The sequence below is a fragment of the Hymenobacter sp. 15J16-1T3B genome (assembly GCF_020711235.1).
Taxonomy (GTDB): domain Bacteria; phylum Bacteroidota; class Bacteroidia; order Cytophagales; family Hymenobacteraceae; genus Solirubrum.
This window is the reverse complement of sequence record NZ_JAJFAV010000008.1, coordinates 268,490-283,556: the sequence shown is the minus strand read 5'-3', so window position 1 is coordinate 283,556 and position 15,067 is coordinate 268,490. Positions and strand designations below refer to the sequence as shown.

15 protein-coding genes are annotated in these 15,067 nt (G+C 68.1%); 2 read left to right on the top strand and 13 right to left on the bottom strand.

From position 1 onward, the window contains the following. Positions 1–983: hypothetical protein (locus tag LJ737_RS15625; protein WP_227767352.1), on the bottom strand; the 983-nt coding region annotated here is incomplete at its 3' end. A gap of 783 nt (positions 984–1,766) precedes the next feature. Between LJ737_RS15625 and LJ737_RS15620 the strand changes: the two genes are divergently transcribed. Beyond that, positions 1,767–3,911 carry a TonB-dependent receptor family protein gene (locus LJ737_RS15620; RefSeq protein ID WP_227767350.1) on the top strand — a complete coding sequence of 715 codons (2,145 nt, stop codon included), beginning with the start codon at positions 1,767–1,769 and terminating at the stop codon, positions 3,909–3,911. Between the two features lie 84 nt (positions 3,912–3,995). On the opposite strand, the gene LJ737_RS15615 is transcribed toward LJ737_RS15620, so the two are convergent. The 11 genes from LJ737_RS15615 to LJ737_RS15565 form a co-directional block, all read right to left on the bottom strand. Next, a complete protein-coding gene (locus LJ737_RS15615) occupies positions 3,996–4,697 on the bottom strand; it encodes a hypothetical protein (RefSeq protein WP_227767348.1) in 702 nt (233 codons plus the stop codon). 230 nt (positions 4,698–4,927) lie between these two features. After that, complete coding sequence (locus tag LJ737_RS15610) at positions 4,928–5,731, bottom strand: phosphatase PAP2 family protein (RefSeq protein WP_227767347.1); 804 nt, start codon at positions 5,729–5,731, stop codon at positions 4,928–4,930. Positions 5,732–5,810: 79 nt separating this feature from the next. Next, positions 5,811–6,626 carry a universal stress protein gene (locus LJ737_RS15605; RefSeq protein ID WP_227767345.1) on the bottom strand — a complete coding sequence of 272 codons (816 nt, stop codon included), beginning with the start codon at positions 6,624–6,626 and terminating at the stop codon, positions 5,811–5,813. A 76-nt stretch (positions 6,627–6,702) separates the two neighbouring features. Beyond that, positions 6,703–7,443 carry an MIP/aquaporin family protein gene (locus LJ737_RS15600; RefSeq protein WP_227767343.1) on the bottom strand — a complete coding sequence of 247 codons (741 nt, stop codon included), beginning with the start codon at positions 7,441–7,443 and terminating at the stop codon, positions 6,703–6,705. Next, positions 7,427–7,960: a GNAT family N-acetyltransferase gene (locus LJ737_RS15595; RefSeq protein WP_227767342.1), complete on the bottom strand. Its 534-nt coding sequence runs from the start codon at positions 7,958–7,960 to the stop codon at positions 7,427–7,429. The genes LJ737_RS15600 and LJ737_RS15595 overlap by 17 nt, the downstream gene beginning before the upstream one ends. Positions 7,961–8,054: 94 nt before the next feature. Beyond that, a complete protein-coding gene (locus LJ737_RS15590; protein WP_227767340.1) occupies positions 8,055–8,819 on the bottom strand; it encodes a metallophosphoesterase family protein in 765 nt (254 codons plus the stop codon). A 74-nt stretch (positions 8,820–8,893) separates the two neighbouring features. Then, positions 8,894–9,466, bottom strand: coding sequence for an ArsI/CadI family heavy metal resistance metalloenzyme (locus LJ737_RS15585; protein WP_227767338.1), 573 nt, complete (start codon positions 9,464–9,466; stop codon positions 8,894–8,896). Positions 9,467–9,525: 59 nt separating this feature from the next. Beyond that, complete coding sequence (locus LJ737_RS15580; RefSeq protein WP_227767337.1) at positions 9,526–9,870, bottom strand: ArsR/SmtB family transcription factor; 345 nt, start codon at positions 9,868–9,870, stop codon at positions 9,526–9,528. Positions 9,871–9,990: 120 nt separating this feature from the next. Continuing rightward, complete coding sequence (locus tag LJ737_RS15575; protein ID WP_227767333.1) at positions 9,991–10,287, bottom strand: hypothetical protein; 297 nt, start codon at positions 10,285–10,287, stop codon at positions 9,991–9,993. Positions 10,288–10,419: 132 nt separating this feature from the next. Further along, positions 10,420–10,677: a hypothetical protein gene (locus LJ737_RS15570; RefSeq protein ID WP_227767332.1), complete on the bottom strand. Its 258-nt coding sequence runs from the start codon at positions 10,675–10,677 to the stop codon at positions 10,420–10,422. A gap of 12 nt (positions 10,678–10,689) precedes the next feature. Next, positions 10,690–10,881: a hypothetical protein gene (locus tag LJ737_RS15565; RefSeq protein WP_227767330.1), complete on the bottom strand. Its 192-nt coding sequence runs from the start codon at positions 10,879–10,881 to the stop codon at positions 10,690–10,692. Between the two features lie 159 nt (positions 10,882–11,040). Between LJ737_RS15565 and LJ737_RS15560 the strand changes: the two genes are divergently transcribed. Continuing rightward, entirely contained in the window at positions 11,041–11,322 is a 282-nt protein-coding gene (locus tag LJ737_RS15560) for a GNAT family N-acetyltransferase (protein ID WP_227767329.1), read from the top strand. An 85-nt stretch (positions 11,323–11,407) separates the two neighbouring features. Here the strand turns inward: LJ737_RS15560 and LJ737_RS15555 are convergent, their stop codons facing one another. Further along, positions 11,408–15,064, bottom strand: coding sequence for an alpha-amylase family glycosyl hydrolase (locus tag LJ737_RS15555; protein ID WP_227767327.1), 3,657 nt, complete (start codon positions 15,062–15,064; stop codon positions 11,408–11,410). Between the last annotated feature and the right edge of the window lie 3 nt (positions 15,065–15,067).

Here is a 15,067-nt window from a genome sequence, read left to right as displayed (position 1 = left end):
GGGTTGGTGCCGGTGAGCGTGTAGGTGTAGCCGCTGACGGGGTTGGTTACGTTGACCGTGCCGGTGGCCGTGGTGCAGGTTGGCTGCACCACCGTGGCGGCCGGCGTGCCGGGCGTGGCGTTAAAGGAGCCGCTGGTGAAGTCCTGTAGGGAAGCTTCAATCGACTGCGAGTTGCGGGTTTCGACCAGGAAGGCGGCAAAGCAAGTCGAGATGTTCAGGGCACAAAGGTCGATGGCGCCCTCGAAGAACAGGTTCGGGGCGTAGCTGGTGCTGCCGTTGCTGGCCGTGTAGGTAAAGCCGGCCGGCACCGGGCGCGTTTCGTGGTTGACGTCGGCGCAGCGGGCCGTGGAAGAGCTTTGCAAGACCAGGCCCCCGTTCAGCCACTCGTAGACCTTGATGGTGGGCTGCGAACCGCCCGAGGTAAAGTCGCTCAGAATCAGAATGTCGCCATTGGTGTGGGTGCCGCTAAAGGTGCCGTTGCCGTTGACGCTTACCGAGCTGACGAAAAACCAGAAGCCGATGGAGGCGTCGCCGTTGTCGGACGTCCGGTCGCCGAAAAAGCGCAGCACGCAGTTGTTGGTGCCCGTCAGCGCCGCGCCGGCGTTGGTGATGTCGCCTTTGGCGTTGGCGTTGCCCAAGCTCCAGCGCCAGGACGAAATGGCGTCGCCGTCCTTGGAGCCGTTGGTGAACTGGTTATCCAGGTTGCTGGCGGCGTTGGCCACATCCAGCGAATACGCCCGAATCGGTTTGTAGTTCGCCGTGCCCGGGGTCTGGAAGTTGGCCCAGTCGGCCGGGTTACCGTCGCAGTACGTCGATAGAATTTGCGCTGAGGCGTTGGTAGTCAGCAGGGTGAGAAACCCGAGCAGCGCCAAGGCGCAGGCCCAAGCCAGCCGCGCAGCGTAATGGCCGCGCAGGGCCGGCAGGGCTGTAGCGCCCAGAAATGCCGAGTCGTTGGCAACAGGGGAGGATGTGTACGGGTGCATGATAGGTGCAGAAGTAGGAGGCAATAGGCGGAGCGAGCAAGTCAAAAAGGCTGGCACAAGGCAGCCTGCCAGGGCCCGCAGGCACGGGGCCGCGGGGCCTGGAGAGGAAGGAGTATCGTTGGGGTCCGGCACGAGGTGGCCGTGGCCGGTCCGCCGGGACCGGCAAAAGCAACGAGTAAAATGGCGTGGGCTGAACTGCCGCCGCGGGCAGCATTAGCGAGGCATGAGCTTGCGGAAGGCACAATGGAAACCAGGCCGGGCACCGCAGTGCTGAAACTGCCGTTACGGCAGGGCCGAAAAGACGGGACTACCAGCCCCCAAACGCTGAGTGGCCTGCGTACAGGCTTGGTTACTGCTACCCCCAATCAGTAGCATGCGTCGGCACAAATCCCAGTGCACACGTCGCGGCCAGCGGCTGCCTAAGCCCGGCGCCAGCGGCGTTGCATTCAATACCATGAATATACTGCGGCGTGCTGCGGATACCTAATTTATATGCAATTATTTTAATAAATATTTGTATATAATATATTAATTGACTCGTAAACTGTACGCAATTAAGGGAATGGCGCAGGCGAATCATGGTCAGTAGCAGTTGCATCACATGCCAAGCTCCGCGAAGACCCGGAGCTACCGAGCTCCTGGTGCGCGCAGAGGGTGCCACGCATGCCCCAGCTTGCCCAAACAACGGGCCCGGCGGCGGGTTGTACTGCTTCTGTCACCGGCGCCGGCCAACCCCGCGCGGCGCTTTCGCGTTGGCAACAACGCTTTTCCTGCCGCTACTGCATGCCCGACCGTTTTATTCCCGCCTGCTGCCTGGCGCTGCTACCCGTGGCGGGGCTGCATGCCCAATCCGTCCCCGACACGCTTCGCCCCCGCGTTCTGCCCGAAGCCACCGTCGTCGGGTACGGGCAGCGGCTGCCGCTGCGCCGCACCGCCGCGGCCGTGGGCGTGGTCGAGGCCGCCACCGTCGGGCGCTTCAGCGAGGCCAGCCTGGCGCAGGCCGTCAATACCCTGCCCGGGGTGCGGCTGGAGGAGCGGGCCACGGCCAGCTACCGGCTCAGCGTGCGCGGCAGCACGCTCCGCTCGCCCTTTGGAGTGCGCAACGTGAAAGTGTACTACCACGACATTCCCTTCACCGAGGCCAGCGGCAGCACCCCGCTCAACCTGCTCGATGCGGCCCAACTCGGCCGCATCGAAGTGATTAAGGGGCCGGCGGGCAGCGCCTACGGGGCGGGCACCGGCGGGGTGGCGCTGCTCAGCAACCGCCGCCCCGAGCCCGGCCAAACCCGTACCGGCGCGGGTTTCACCGCCGGCTCCTTCGGCCTGCGCCGCTACCAGGCCACGGCCGAAACGGCTACCGACCGCGGCTTCGTCCGCGTCCAGTACCTGCGGCAAGAGCTCAGCGGCTACCGCGAGCAAAGCGCCCAGCGCCGCGACGTGCTGGCCCTCGACGGCGAGCTGGCCGCCACCGACCGGCAGACGCTCGGCCTGCACCTGCTCTACTCCGATTTGCGCTACCAACTGCCCGGCGGCCTCACCCGCGCGCAGTTCGCGCAAGACCCGCGACAAGCCCGGCCCGGCACGGCCGCCGCACCCGGCACCGTGGCCCAGCGCACGTTTTACGCCTCGCGCACCGCCCTGCTCGGCATCACCCACGCATACCGCTTCGGCGAGCGGCTGACTAGCAAAACCACTGTTTACGGCTCGGGCAGCGTGATTCGCACGCCCTACTTGGTCGACTTCGAGCGGAACACGCCGCTGGGCACCGGCGGGCGTACCCGCTTCGACTACCGCACGCGGCTGGCCGGGCAGGTGCTGCGCCTCGCGGCCGGGGCCGAGCTGCAAACCTCCTTCGAAAGCAGCCGCAACTACCAGAACCTGGCCGGCACGCCCGGCCCGCTGCGCTACGACGACGAAATCGGCACGCTCACCGGCTTCGCGTTCGGGCAGGCCGACTGGGAGCTGCCCCGCGGCTGGCTGCTCACGGCCGGGGCCAGCTACAACCGCCTGCGCTACCGCCTGCGCCGCCTGCAGGATGCCTTGCACACGCCCGCGCAGACCTACAACGTAACGCGTACGTTTCGGCCCGAGGTGTCGCCGCGGCTGGCCGTGCTCAAGGAGCTGAGCCCGCTGATTTCGGCCTACGCCAGCGTCAGCACGGGCTTTTCGCCGCCGACGGAGGAGGAAATCCGCCCCTCCGACGGCTCGCTGAACCAAGCCCTGCAGGCCGAGCGCGGCACCAGCTACGAAGTGGGCACGCGCGGGGCCGTGCTACACCAGCGCCTGCGCTTCGACGTAGCGGCCTACGACTTCCGCCTGCGCAACACCATCGTCACGCGCTCGAACGCGCAGGGCACCCAGCTTTTCTACAACGCCGGCAATACCCGGCAGCGCGGCGTGGAAGTGGCCCTGAGCGGCTGGCTATGGCAGCAGCTGCGGGCGGGTTCCGAAAGCACGACGCGCGGACCAGCTAGCAGCGCCATGCCGGCCGTGACGCCGGCCGGGGGGCTACGCGCCTTCGTCAGCTACGCCTACAACCACTACCGCTTCGGCCGCTACGAGTCGGGCGGCAACGACTTCAGCGGCAACCGCCTCACCGGCACTGCCCCGCACACGCTCACCGCCGGGCTCGACGCGACGCAGCGCCTGGGTTTCTACCTCAGCCCGACCACCAGCCACCAGGCCCGCCTGCCGCTCAACGACGCCAACACCGACTACGCCGCCGGCTACTGGGTGTTCGGCGCCCGCGGCGGCTGGCGCCGCACCCTGCGGGGCCGGCTGGAAGCCGAGCTGTACGCCGGCGTCGACAACGCCACCAACCGCCGCTATTCCCTCGGCAACGACCTGAACGCCTTTGGGGGACGCTATTTTCAGCCCGCGCCGGGGCGCAACTACTACGGCGGAGCCGCCCTAGGTTGGCGCTGGTAGCCCAAGGCGGCCACCGGCGCCCGTCCAGGGCGGCTCCGGATTGTTGCAGCTTGCTTAGCAGGGCAGCTGGCGCAGGGTGCCCGGCTAGGGGCAGCGCAGGAAACCGTTATTAGCGGTGCCGTCCTCGAAGTTCTCGTTGATGGCCGTGGCCGCGTCGTTGAGCTGGGCCAGCGTAAACGTGACGGAGCGCCCGTCGATGCTCACGGAGCGGGCCGGGTCGCCGCCCACGGCGCGCTCCACCAGGGCCAGGAAACTGCCCACCGAGAGGCCCGCAAACGGCCCGCGGCTGATGGTCAGGTCGTAGAGGAGCGCGGCCGAGGTGCCGCTCTTCTCGGCGCTGTCGTAGTACACGTTGAGCTTCAGGGCTACCGCCTGCCCCAGCAGCACCGACTGCCGCATGGGCGTGAGAAACGGGTATTCGTAGTTGCCGGTCAGCGCCGCCGGGGTACCGCCCTGGGGCAGAAAATCCTCGATGGCGCCCGGCGTTTCGAAGCGCATGTAGTAGCGGCCCACCTGACCGGGCAGGCCCACCACCAAGCCGTTGACGTAGCCGTTCATCAGCACGGCCGCAAAGCGGGCGTCGCGGTAGGCGCCGGGGTTGTTGCCGCGGGCTTTGCTGCCCCAGCCGCCCTGCGAATACGTGCGGAACGAGCCGCAGGCCAGGCTGACCGTGGCGTCGGCGCTGGCCGCGGCACTCATGGAAGCAGAGGCAGCGGGCTCCACGGATTGCTTCTGGCAACCAGCCAGCGCGAGTAGCGCGGCCACGGGAAATACGAGCTGTTTCATCGGATAAGAGAGGTTGGTACAGCTCTAAGGAAATATATAATTATTTATTGTTTACGTTAAATATTTTTAATGGTGAAACTGCTCTTCTCAAAATGCAAACCGCCCCGGCTGCCCGCAGTCACACGGACGCAGGCAGCCGGGGCGGCGGAGACGTTTCCAGAGCTAAATGAATACGCAAACCCGGCGCGGTGCTACTACAGCGGGCCCACGCAGCCGAGCTAGCGGAGCCCCTATTGCGGCCGCCACACTACCGTGAGCCCGGTGGCGCCGGGGTACAGCAGCGGGCCGACGCCGTACTTGCCCGGCAGCGGCTTGCGGCCCCACCGGTTGCGGTGCGCGAGGTAGCCCAAGTGCGCCGACAGGATGCCAATGCCCGCACCGGCAAACACGTCGCTTTGCCAGTGGCGGTTGTTGAGCATGCGCAGCGCGCCCACGCCGGTGGCAATGGTGTAGGCCCCGATGCCGTACCACTGGCTTTTGTCGCGGAACTCGGTGTGCACGATGCTGGCCGCCAGAAAGGCCTGCGCCGTGTGGCCCGACGGAAACGAGTTGCGGGTGCTGCCGTCGGGGCGCAGCACCTTAGTGGTGTTCTTGATGATGTAGGTACTGGCCCCGAAAATGGCCTCCGACTTCAGAATAACCAGCAAGGTGTTGAGCCGGTCGTTGCGGCCTTCCACGCCGGCGAGTTCCACCAGGGCCAGCTCCGCGTAGGGCGCGAAGATGAGGTAGTTGTCGACGGTGGTGTGGAAGTTGGGAAACTGCCGCCGGATGTCGCGCCGCGCGTCGTAGCTGCTGTAGAAGCCGTGGTTGTTGATGGTGCTGGCCCCGTAGCCGATGAGCAGCACCGGAATGGCCGTGGCCCGCACGATTTTACTGCGGTACCAGGGCTGCTGCACCGGGGCGGGCACCCCGCCCGGGTTAGCGTATTTTTTGGTCGTGTCGGCCGGCGCGGCGCCGGTAGCTTGTGGAACTTGGGCGTGGGCGGTGCCGGCCGCGAGGCTCAAGGCAAGCAGTAGGGGAGAAACAATGCGCATAGCAGCCGGACTACGCCGGAAAAGGCCACCGCGTTTCTACGGCGGAGTTGATACGTAACTTTTCGGTAAAGCTAGCCAATCAATCGGCGTGCTCGGGCAGCACCAGCACCGGCACCGTGGCTTCGCGCACCACGGCCGCCGTCACGCTCTGGTGAAACAAGCGGCCAAGCAAGCTGCGCCGGCGGGCCACCAGCACCAGCAAGTCGGGCTGCACCAGCGCCGTAGCGTCGGCAATGCCGGCGGCCGGGGCGGTGGCGGCAAAGCCGCGCTCCTGCGTCGGCCCGAAGCCCCCCAGCAGCCCCGCCTGCTGGGCGTTGGCGAAGGCGCGGGCCGGATCGGCTGCCACCTCTTCGTCGGCCACGAAAGCCACCGTGAGGGCCGTGTGGCCCAGCAGGGGGTGCAGGCCGGCGGTGCCCGGCGTGCGCGGCAGCGGCTGGTCGTCGACGGCGAGCAGGGCGCGCCGGGGCGGCACGGTCGCAGCGGTGCGCAAGGGCACCACTAGCAGCGCGCAGGGCAAGTGGCGCAGCAGCCCCAGCGAGGTGGTGTGCACCAGCTCGTCGGGCACCGAGCCCAGCTCGGGCCGGCCCACCACCACTACGGCGGCTTCGCGTTGGCGCACGGCGGCGGCCACCTCGGCGCCCACTTCGCCACTGACCACGGCGGCGCTGGCGGGCAGCGTGGGGGGCAGCGTCAGTAGCCGTTGGCGCAGCAGGGCGTAGGCATCCTCCTCGGTTTCGGCTACGGAGCTAGTCGTCAAGGCGTTGGCGCTAAGCAGCGAGGGCCGCACGTGCAGCAGCACCAAGTGCGCCCCGCCCGGGGCAGCCAGCGCGGCGGCGTACTGCAGGGCATAATCGGCAGCTGGCGAAAAATCGGTGAGAACAAGCAGGGTCAGCATAGCAGGAGGGGTTCGGGGCCGCAGCGGCGGGGCCTTTCAGGCCGCAGTTTACGAGTTCCGCCGCAGTCCCGCGCCCCTAGCCGGGCTGATTTTCGACAGCTGGCCCGCCGCCGTTGCCGACTTCCGCCGCCGGGGCTAGAGGGGCTTCGGCAACGGGCTGTACGGCCCGGGCCAGCGGCACGGCCAGCAGGGCGCCCAGCGTGGGCGCCAGCAAGTACACCCACAGGTGCTGCAGCTGGCCACCCACCAGGGCCGGGGCCAGGGAGCGGGCCGGGTTCATCGAGGCGCCGCAAATCGGGCCGGCCACCAGGGCCTCCAGGGCCACCAAGCCGCCGACCACCAGCCCGGCCGTCAGGCCCTTTTCCTTCGCCCCGGTCGACACGCGCAGCACCACCAGCATGAGCAGCAGCGTCAGAATTACTTCCAGCCCGAACGACTGCCCCACCGGCCCGGCCGGCAAGGTGGGGCCCAGGGTGCGGACCGTGGGAAAGAGCAGGCGCAGCAGCCCGCTGCCCGCCAGCGCCCCGAGCGTTTGGGCCAGGACGTAGCCCGGCACCCGGCGCCACGGAAAGCGGCCGGCGGCGGCAAACGCCAACGTCACGGCCGGGTTCATGTGCGCCCCTGATACGTCGCCGAAGGTGTAAATCAGCACCGTCACCACCAGCCCGAAGGCCGCGGCCACGCCCCCGTGCCCGATGGCGCCGCCGGACAGTGCGTCGACGACCGGAGCGCCGGTGCCCAGAAACAGCAGAAACGCAGTGGCCAGAAACTCGGCTAGCAAAACCGCGCGCGGCGTGGGCTCAGTGGTAGCGCCCATCCGTCGCAGCCGAGGCGGTTTCGGGGTCGGCGCCGACCAGGGCGCTGCGGCGCTCCAGCAGCAGCGTGTCGCGCCAGCGGTTGCCCATGCGCCCGATTCGCTCCCGCCGGCCCACCAAACGGAAGCCGGCGGCCTCGTGCAGGCGCACGCTCGGCTCGTTTTCGGGGAAGATGCCCGCCTGCAGGGTCCACATGCCCTGCGCCTCCGATTCGGCAATCAAAGCCAGCAGCAGGGCCCGCCCCACGCCCTGCCCGCGCGCCGCGGCCGCCACGTACACGCTCACTTCGGCCACGCCCCCGTACACGCAGCGCCCCGAAACGGGCGACAGCGCCGCCCAGCCCAGCACCCGCCCGGCGTCGTCGAGGGCCACAAGGCGGCTGTGAGCCAGGTGGCCGCGGTGCCACTCGTCCCAGCTGGGGGCTTCGGTGGTAAAAGTGGCGTTGCCGGTGGCAATGCCGGCTTCGTAAATGGCGCGGACGTCGGGCCAGTGGGCCTCGGTGAGCGGCGAAATGGTCATGGTAGCGCGGAAATAAAGCCGAAACCAGGCGCCTAGGAGCGGACTGGCGCGGCAAGTTACGCGACGGTTCGGTTGGTGGGCCGCTCCAACCTGCTCAGTAGGCCCGGCGGAGCATGTCGGCGTATTCGTTGGGTAGGGGCGAGGCTTCCACGGCCCGGGCCGCCCGCTCCACGTCGTAGGGCACGCGCACCAGCTCCGCGCGCAGCCCAGCCGGCTCGGCGAGGGTGGTGTGCGCGTCGAGGTGCAGTAGCAGGTAGGCGGCCCGCGGGTCGCCGTCCTTGGGCTTGCCCACCGAGCCCACGTTCAGGGCGTGGCGGTAGCGAAGCGGCCCGGCCGGCAACGCCCGGTGAAAGGGCTTGTGGGTGTGGCCAAACAGCAGCACATCGGCCCCGGCGTCCTCCAGCACCCGCCGGAAGCTGGCCTCGGGGCGGTCCTCGAACAGGTACTCGTTGATGCGCCGCGGCGAGCCGTGCACCAGCAGCAGGTCGAGCGGGCAGGGCTCGTCTTGAAACGTGAGCCGCAGGTGCTTGGGCAAGTAACGCAGGTAGCGCCGTTCCGCCTCGCCCACCGCGGCGTTGGTGTAGGCAATGCTTTGGGCGCCGAGGACGCGGTCGAGGTCGGTTTTGTAGGCGCAGCCGCAGTTGTCGCTGCCCAGCCCGATGCCTTGGTCGTAGTTGCCGGCAATGGTGGCAATGCCGCGCCGGCGCACCGCGTCGATGACCTCGTTGGGCCAGGGCGCGTAGCCCACCAGGTCGCCCAGGCAATACACCGTGTCGGGCCGGCGGTGGTCTATGTCGGCCAGCACGGCCTCCAGGGCCGGCAGGTTGCCGTGCACGTCGGAAAAGAAAGCAAGCGTCATCGCAGTACGAAAGCCGTTTGGCGGCCGGCGCTCCGTTCCCAGCGTGAGGACGGGCCGCCGGCCGCCGTAACTGGTTAGCAGCAGCCGCTACCCGGGGCGCAGCAGGCTTCCGCCGCTGGTGCGGCCGCGGTGTCGAGCAGCGTAAAAGCCATGGGGGCGGTGGTCAGCACCTCAGCAGGCGCGGCCTGGGCGGCCGGCGCAATGCAGCACTGCGCGCTGCCGCCCTCAGTCTGGTACTCGTCGGCGTAGCGCGGGTCGTTGAACTCGGCGTCTTCGTGGAAGTAGTACACTTCCCATTCCGTGCCGTCCGGGTCGTTGACCCAGAACTTGTCCTGCTTGGCGTAGCAGCAGGCCGTCCCGATTTCCTCGCGCTGCACCAGTCCGGCCGCCTTGGCCGCCGCCAGCCGCTCGTGCAGCTGCGCCACGGTCTCGACCTGGAAGCCTAAGTGGCCAAAATTGCTGGCCACCCGCGCCGGGTTCTGCACGAAGGAGATGATCAGCGAGGGCGCGTCAAGCACGTATTTGGCGTAACCGGGCTTGATCTTGGCGGCCGGCTGCCCAAAAAAAGCGTCGTAGAAGCCGACGGTGGCGGCCAGGTCAGTCACGTACAGGCTGACGTGCATGCGGGGGAACGGGTTGGTGTTCATAGCGCAGAAAGGGTTGGAAAAGGTGAAAAACAAAGGCCCGGAAACGGGCAACGTGGGCGTTAGCAGGTGGCGCAGCCGGCCGGACCGTCGCAGCAGGTGGCTTGCTCGAAGAAGCCGGCAAACTGCCGCTGCACCCGGGCCAGCAACTCCGTATCGAGGCAGTAGCACACGGTCAGGCCGTCGATGTCGCCGCGGATGAGGCCGGCCGCCTTCAGCTCCTGCAGGTGCTGCGACACGGTGGTGCGCGAGAGCGGCAGCTCGGCCGCGATGTCGCCCGAAATGCAAGTTTTGCGCGCCGCCAGCAGCTCAATGATGGCCACCCGGGCCGGATGGCTCAGGGCTTTGGCCACCCGCGCCAGCTGCTGCTGGGCCTCGGTAAACTCGGTGAGCTTGGCGTAAGTCATGGTTGTTATTATGAAGTATGACGTAAACATACGTCATAGAATCGAAAAAGAAACCCGTCCAAGCAGCTTTATTTTCGATGAGCCGGATGCTGCCGGGGCGGGTTTCTGAAAATCAGGTGTTTAATGCGTGCGGTTCGTGGGGTCGAAGCCGGCGGTGTCGTCGCTGAGTGTGGGCGGGCGCGGGGTTTCGGTGTCGTCGCTGCCGTCGGAGTAAATGCGGTCCGGCGTATTGCGCGACATAATCTGCCCGTGGGTTTCGCGGTTGAGCATGGCGGTGCTGCCGCCTTCGGTGTTGTTATTTTCCTGAGCCGCGGTGGGGCGGTCCGAGGTGTCGCGCCGCTGCTGCTCCTGCTGCGCTTCGCGGCCCTGCCGGTCGTCGGCGTCGCTGCTCTGCGGCTGTTGGGAATTCGCTGCCATGGTTGTGGAAAGTAGTTGGGTGTAGTGGTCTGTACGCAGCGCGGGCCGGGGCGGACGAATCCGCCGCGTCGGCCCCCGGCCGCCGACCACAAAAAAGCCCCGGCGCGGGGCCGGGGCGGCAAGGGGCCGGGCTTAGTCGGCGCGCACGTTGCGGTTTTCCTCGCCCGGCACGCGCTCCTCGTTGCCGAGGTGCTGGGAGGCGGGTTGGTTCATAGCCGAGGTCAGGTCCGAGGTGTCCGCGTCGGGTGCGGGCTGGTCGAGGATCTGCCCGTAGGTTTCGCGGTCCAGCATGGACTGCGAGCTGCCTTCAGAGTCGGTTTGCGGCGCCGGGGCGCTGGCCGATTGCGGGCGTTGGGCGTCCGGGGCCGCTTGGGGCTTATCGTGGTTCATGGCGCGGGGCGGTTAGTCGACGGGATACAGGCTGTGGCTGGCCGGGTCGAGCTGCTCCCAGTAGCGCACGCGCCGGGTAGCGGGGCGGGCAGGGGCGGGAGCCGCCAGGGCCGGGGCCGAAACGGTGGTGGGCGCCGGGGAGGCGGGGCGCTGAGCTGTCAGGGGCAATTGCTCAGCGGGGGAGGGAGTAGTGGCTTGGCTCATAGTCGGTTAAAGAACAGTGCGCCGGCTGTGGGACGCCGGCGTAAGCCTTCTACGCAAAAGCCGGGCAAACGGTCGGGCCGCGGCCCGCGTAGAGCAGCTACCGGCGCCGCGGTACCCCCGCGGCACCGGGCAGCCATTCATTTCCGAACCCCCGCGGCTATGCACGTCGAGCACCAATCCGAAGACCAGACGTTTTACCTGACCTCCCACGGCTACGAGGGCGAGCTGGCCTACAGCCGCCCCAGCGCCGAGGTCGTGGACTTTCAGCACACCTACGTCGACGACAACCTGCGCGGGCAGGGGGCCGGCGAGGCCTTGGCCAAAGCCGCCCTCGACTGGGCCCGGCAGCAGCACCTGCGCGTGCGCGCCAGCTGCCCCTACGTGGCCAAGTTTGTCAAGCAGCACGCCGAGTATCAGGACCTACTGGAAGAGAGCAACTAGGGAGTGAGGTAAAGCGGGTGGGCGTTTAGGAGTTATCAGTCCGACAACTCCTAAACGCCCACCCGCTTCCACTTCTGAACTCGCCTTACTGCTTCACTACCTTCAGGTGCTGAGGCTGCCCGTCGATTACCACCGTGAGCACGTAGAGCCCGGGCGCGGCCTGGAGCAGCGCAGCGCTCAGGCGGGCCGCGGCGGCGCCCGGGGCCAGCAGCGGCGTGCTGAGTACGGCGCGGCCGGGAGCGGTGCGCAGCGTCAGTTGCAGCTGCGCGGAGGCGGGCAGCCCGTCGATGCGCACCTCGCCGGTGGTGGGGTTGGGGTAGAGCGTCAGTGCCGTGGCGGCCGAGGCGGCCACGTACTGCGGCGCGCTGTAGGTGGCCGTGCCGTTGGCATCGAGCTGGCGCAGGCGGTAGTAGGCCGCGCCGGCCGCATCGGCGTCGGCAAAGGCGTAGTGCTGGCGCTGGGTGCTGGTGCCGTGGCCCGCCACCCGCCCGAGGCGGCGGAACGCAGTGCCGTCGGCTGACTTTTCGACGTCGAAGCCGGCGTTGTCCTGTTCCTGAGCCGTGGCCCAGCGCAGCTGCACGGTGGCCGGCCCGAGGCGCTGGGCGCTGAAATCAAGCAGCGTGACGGGCAGCACCACCCCGCCCGTGCCGACGCTGAACGGGGAGAAGCTGCTCACCCCGGTGGCCGTGACGGTGTAGGGTCCCGCGCCGCTCACTGCCGAGGTCGAGTAAGAGCCCCAACTGCCGTTGCCGTTGTAGTGCAGGACGGCGGCGCGGCTGCGGTCGAAACCGGCGTTTTCATCCGCGGCATTCCACTGGAACGTGAGGGTGGCCGTCAGCGCCGCGCTGGGGCTCACGTCCCAGGTGCGGTCGACGAAGGCCGTGGCCTGGGCGTGGGCCGCGCCGCTGGTGCCGTTCTGCAGCACCCCGCCGAACACGCGCACCGGCACCGTAACCGCGCTGCCGCCGGTATTTTGCAGGCTGAGCGGGGTGTAGCTGGCGCTGGTGCCCACCGGGTAGAGCAGGGTGGCGCCGGCCGCGGCCGGGCGCACCAGCGCGCCGCCGCCGGCCGGGTCGTTTTTGGTGATGAGGTAGCGGCTGGCGTCGGCCCCGCTGATGGAGGCCGTGCTTGCCAAGGTCAGGTTCTGGTCACCGAGCACGAGGTGGCCGCTGCTGAGCGCGAGCGTGCCGCTGAGGCTGGCGGGGGCGAGCAGCTGCACGTCGGCGGGGTTGTTGACGGTCAAATTGGTGAAACTCAGCGCACCGCTGCCGCCCAGGGTTTGGGTGCCAGTGCCGACAAGCTCCACGGTGCCGCCCGCCGTCAGCGTGCCGTTGTTGGTTAGGTTACCGGTCAGGCGCAGGGTGCTGCCGGCAGCCAGTGTGAGCGAGGCGCCGGTTTCCACGGTAAGGCTGCGCGCCAGCAGGGTGCCGCTGCCGAGGGCGGGCATAAAGCTGCTGCCGGCCGGAACGAGTACGTCGGTGCTGGCCGAGGGCTGCAGACCGCCTTCCCAGTTGCGGCAGCTGGTGGCGTCCGTGCTGTTGTCGTTGCCGGTCCAGATGGCCACCGCGTTGGCGGCCAGAGCCGTGCGCGCGTCGAGCGTGGCCGGGGCGGTGTAGGTCACTTTCACGTAGCAGCGTTGGCCGGCGTAGGTGCTGCTGGTGTTGCGCAGCTTCAGCGCCAGCCAGCCGGTGTTGCTCGGGGTGTAGTTGCCTAGGATGGTGCCCGCGCCGGTGGCGGCCTGCAGGCGGTTGCCGCGCAGGTCGTAGAGGCCGAAAGTCAGGTCGCGGCCGGTGCCGGGCAGCTCGGGGTAGAGCTCATAGCTCACCGATTGGCCGGCCTGCACGTAGATTTTGCCCACCACGCGCTGGTTGGTGGAGTTGTCGGGCAGGCGGCCGCCCTGGCCCAGGCTCTGGCAGTTCCGGTCGCCGAGGTCATCGGCCAGCTCCCACTCCTGGGTGGTGGCGGCGGCGCGGGCCGGGCTGAACGAGCTGCCCTGGCCTTCGGGGGCCCACACCGAGTAACCGCGGCGCCCGCCCAGGGCCGATCCGTTGCAGGGCGGGGTGTTGATGCGCACGCGCTGGTCTTGGGGCACCACGTACACGTAGCTGCCGTTGGCGCCGGAGTAGTCGACGAGGCGGGTGCCGGGGGCGAAGTCCGAGTCGACGTAGGTTTCCTGCCAGGTGTCCCAGTTGTCGTTGATGCCGACGAGGGCCTTGGTGCTGCGCTCGATGACGAGGTGGTCGGCCGCCTGCCAGCGCACTTTGTAGGCCCCGTCCTTGAAGTGCAGGTTTTGGTGGCACCAGATCAGGTTCACTAGGTCGTCACGCACCGGCAAATCGGTCGAGGAAGTCGGCAGGTGCGAGTAACGCTTATTGGTGCCCCCGACGTTGAAAAGGTCCTCGAAGAAGATTTGCGGGTTGCCGTCGACGGCGAAGGCCACGGCATAGGCGGCCGAGAGGCGCGGGTCAAACGGGTCGATGTGCGGGGCCAGTTCGTCGCCGGTGTTCCAGCCGGTGTAGTTGCCGCTGCTGCTCACCTGCGGGCGGAAGGTGTCGTGGTTGTTGACGAAGGGCGCCGTGCGGTGCACGTACACCGCGCTGCTGCCCGCACCGTACTGGGCCACGCGCTGGCCCTGCTGGTAGCCCGGCAGCGTGCCGATGTCGAAGCCGCCGCCGTTGGACACCATCTGGTACAGCCCGTCGCGCAGGCCGAAGTCGAAGGTGCCCATCAGGAATTCCGAGCCGCCGTTCTGGCCCTTCACGCTGCTGACGTAGCCGTCGAGCGTGCTGCCGCCGCCCACAAACTCGCCCACGTTGTACATGGCCTCGCCGCCGTTGGCCCAGCCGGCCAAATACTTCAGGTTGTAGCTCCAGTCCTGCTGGGCGGCGTAGCTAAAGTGCTTCACCGCGTCCCAGCGGAAGCCGTCGACGCCGGTTTGCTTTTTAAGCCAGAGCAGCCAGCTGCGGGCCTGGTCGCGGGAATAGCCGGCGCTCTGGGGCGGGTTGTAGCTGCTGGTGGTGCTCGGGCCGTAGCCGTCGGAGCCGCCGTCGGGGGCGCTGTCGTCGGCGCCGTAGCAGAAATCGGGGCCGAAGTAGGGCGCGGCCATGTCCCCGGAAGTGGTGTTGTGGCCGAGGTGGGCGTGGAAGTTGGGGTAGTTCTTGGTCCAGCGGCCCTGGCGCACCAAGTACTCGGTGGCGGTTTCGCCGGCTTCGGGCAGCGGCGTGGCGTAGCAGGCGTAGCGGAAGGTCTTGTACCCGTTGTTGCTCGACATAGCGTAGCTGTTGGGGTCCTGCCCGCCGGCGCCGGTGCTGGTGCCCGCGCCGTCGGCGTGGTTGAGCACCACGTCCTGAATTACCTCGATGCCGTTGGCGTGCAGCACGGCCACGAGGCGCAGCAGCTCGTCCTTGGTGCCCACGCGGGTGCCGGTGCCGCCCTTCTGGTACTTGTCGCCCAGGTCGTAGTGGTCGAAGGGCGAGTAGCCCACGTCCGAAATAGCGTTTTTGTTCTTAGCCGTCGGTGGAATCCACACCGCGTCGATGCCCAGGCCCTTGAGGCGCGGGGCCAAGTCGGCCAGGTAGTTGGCCCAGCCGGCGGGGTAGTTGCTGTTCCAGTAGTCCCACCAGAAGGCCTGGAGCACTACTTTTTTGTGGGTTTGTTGGGCCCAGAGCGGCTGCCCCAGCAGCAGCAACAGGGCCAACAGCAGCGGCCAGCGCCGGCCGCGGCGAAAGTAAGCGTCACGCATACG

What these genes read in the sequence shown, in the direction of transcription:
- LJ737_RS15620 (WP_227767350.1), top strand. Translation starts at nt 1,767, where the DNA reads ATGCCCGACCGTTTTATTCCCGCCTGCTGCCTGGCGCTGCTACCCGTG.
- LJ737_RS15615 (WP_227767348.1), bottom strand. Translation starts at nt 4,697, where the DNA reads ATGAAACAGCTCGTATTTCCCGTGGCCGCGCTACTCGCGCTGGCTGGT.
- LJ737_RS15610 (WP_227767347.1), bottom strand. Translation starts at nt 5,731, where the DNA reads ATGCGCATTGTTTCTCCCCTACTGCTTGCCTTGAGCCTCGCGGCCGGC.
- LJ737_RS15605 (WP_227767345.1), bottom strand. Translation starts at nt 6,626, where the DNA reads ATGCTGACCCTGCTTGTTCTCACCGATTTTTCGCCAGCTGCCGATTAT.
- LJ737_RS15600 (WP_227767343.1), bottom strand. Translation starts at nt 7,443, where the DNA reads ATGGGCGCTACCACTGAGCCCACGCCGCGCGCGGTTTTGCTAGCCGAG.
- LJ737_RS15595 (WP_227767342.1), bottom strand. Translation starts at nt 7,960, where the DNA reads ATGACCATTTCGCCGCTCACCGAGGCCCACTGGCCCGACGTCCGCGCC.
- LJ737_RS15590 (WP_227767340.1), bottom strand. Translation starts at nt 8,819, where the DNA reads ATGACGCTTGCTTTCTTTTCCGACGTGCACGGCAACCTGCCGGCCCTG.
- LJ737_RS15585 (WP_227767338.1), bottom strand. Translation starts at nt 9,466, where the DNA reads ATGAACACCAACCCGTTCCCCCGCATGCACGTCAGCCTGTACGTGACT.
- LJ737_RS15580 (WP_227767337.1), bottom strand. Translation starts at nt 9,870, where the DNA reads ATGACTTACGCCAAGCTCACCGAGTTTACCGAGGCCCAGCAGCAGCTG.
- LJ737_RS15575 (WP_227767333.1), bottom strand. Translation starts at nt 10,287, where the DNA reads ATGGCAGCGAATTCCCAACAGCCGCAGAGCAGCGACGCCGACGACCGG.
- LJ737_RS15570 (WP_227767332.1), bottom strand. Translation starts at nt 10,677, where the DNA reads ATGAACCACGATAAGCCCCAAGCGGCCCCGGACGCCCAACGCCCGCAA.
- LJ737_RS15565 (WP_227767330.1), bottom strand. Translation starts at nt 10,881, where the DNA reads ATGAGCCAAGCCACTACTCCCTCCCCCGCTGAGCAATTGCCCCTGACA.
- LJ737_RS15560 (WP_227767329.1), top strand. Translation starts at nt 11,041, where the DNA reads ATGCACGTCGAGCACCAATCCGAAGACCAGACGTTTTACCTGACCTCC.
- LJ737_RS15555 (WP_227767327.1), bottom strand. Translation starts at nt 15,064, where the DNA reads ATGCGTGACGCTTACTTTCGCCGCGGCCGGCGCTGGCCGCTGCTGTTG.